2 protein-coding genes are annotated in these 1,907 nt (G+C 66.2%); one reads left to right on the forward strand and one right to left on the reverse strand.

The window, feature by feature from the left end; all coding sequences use genetic code 11:
- The coding region (locus ABZ371_RS32170; RefSeq protein ID WP_358686389.1) for a hypothetical protein at positions 1 to 195 on the forward strand (195 nt) is incomplete at its 5' end.
- Positions 196 to 1,205: 1,010 nt separating this feature from the next.
- On the opposite strand, the gene ABZ371_RS32175 is transcribed toward ABZ371_RS32170, so the two are convergent.
- On the reverse strand, positions 1,206 to 1,907 hold a 702-nt coding region (locus tag ABZ371_RS32175), incomplete at its 5' end, for an IS3 family transposase (protein ID WP_358686391.1).

The raw sequence follows: 1,907 nt of genomic DNA on the forward strand, positions 1-1,907 counted from the left end.
CGGCGAGGCTTCTTCTTCCCCATGCTCTCCATGATGGACATCCTCCCGGGGCTGAACCCCAGATCTCGAATGTTCGTCAAAGCGGATCAAGCCCAGTCAGCCATGCTCGAATCACCCTTCGTCGGTTGCTGTCAGCAGTCATCATGGGCAGCAACACAGTCTGGTAGCGGCGAGATGACCTGCGCCTACCTGTGAGGTAAGGCGCGAAAATGATGTTTCGTTCTTGGCCCCCCACACGGGCGCCGGGGACGTGGGCGGCATCGGCGTGGGTGATAGGCCGAAAGCAAGGTCCCGCCCAGGGGTGATGGACAACGGCACCCGTCCATGCGTGGGACCGTGCGGTGTGCTTCGCCGCAAGAGGTGAAAGGCGATCCGGGACCACGGACCGCAAGGTTCGGTGTCTTCAGCGATCAGGACGCGGCCGTGCTGTTCCAGGCGTCCTACGAGGGCACCGTCCACCGACCTCGAGGAGCCCACGGCGGCCACCGGTGCGGGTCTGCTCGACGCCGGGCTCCTGGTCCGCACCGACGATGGCTCCGCCGTCCTGGCCGACGACGTCCGGTACAGCCTCCGCATCATCCCGACGCCGACGACGTCAGCACCTACTGACACACCTCATGGCAGAACCACATGACAGCCAGTGGCAGACTCCGCTGACGTCTCAATGGCAGACGACAAACAGAGCGTCACCAGGTCAAGATCCGCAATGTAGCGACCCCATTCGCACACTACGGATCCCGGTCACAGCCTCTGTGACCGAGGATCGTAGTTGGCGGGTGATGCTCTCCTCGGTGCAGGCCGCCAGCAGGTGGAGGGAGCTGGTTGGCGGATCTTGAGGGCGATAGTTGGCGGGCCGGGATCCGTCTTGATCACGATGCGTGACCGATGGCGGCGATCACCTGTCTGGCGTGTTCCTCGAGGGCCGTGCAGAGCCAGGAGCCGGGGACTGGCGGTGTTTTCGATTCCCAACGCCTGAGCTTCGTCAGGTGCGGCATGTCTAGCGAGAGCGTTCGGTCGTGGGGCCGCATTGGTGGCTGGAAGACTGGTGCGAGGGCGAACTCGCCTCCCGTGATGTAGCTCCAGGCGAAGGCGGATGCGCACTCTCGGGTGTGCTCGTTCGGCATCCGGCCTCGGCCTGGAGGACGTTGTCGGCAGAGCTCGTCCCATGGGGCCTTCCCCCATGAAGGTGGGCACGCGGTTATTGGTCACGCGGCGAGTGTCAGTTTAGCCGCGTGGTGTCGTTCGTAGGCGTCGGGGCTGAGGTGGCCGTTGGTGGAGTGCCGGTGGCGGGTGTTGTAGCGGGTCAGCCAGGCGAAGACCGTTCCTCTGCAGGTGGTGGCGTCGCCGTAGTCGTGGGCGCCCTGGAGGGTCTCGCGTTTCAGGGAGGCGTGGAAGCTTTCGCAGGCGGCGTTGTCGGCGCTGGTGCCGACCGCGCCCATCGACCGGGTGACCCCGAGCTGGTCGCAGAGGCCGGCGTAGGCGCGGGATCCGTACTGGGCTCCGTGATCGGAGTGGAACACCGCCCCGTCCAGCGAGCCGCGGGTCGAGGCGGCCATCCGCAGAGCGTCGGAGACCAGGTCCGTGCGCATGTGGTCGGCGATGGACCAGCCGACGACCTTGCGACTGAAGCAGTCCAGCACCGTCGCGAGATAGAGGAACTTCCCGCCCTGGAGCGGGAGATACGTGATGTCGCCCATGAGCTTGCGCCCGGGCTCGGTGGCGGTGAAGTCGCGCCCGAACAGGTCCGCGGCCTGCCCGGATGCCGGGTCGGGGACGGTGATGGAGGACGTCCGCATGATCCGTGCGACCCGCTTCTCGTTGACCCGGTGTCCCTTCTCGTGGAGCTCGACGGTCACCCGCGGGGAGCCGTAGGCGCCGCCGGACTCGCCGTGGATCCGGCGGATCTG

It is taken from the genome of Streptomyces sp. NPDC005899, assembly GCF_040629645.1.
Taxonomy (GTDB): Bacteria; Actinomycetota; Actinomycetes; order Streptomycetales; family Streptomycetaceae; genus Streptomyces.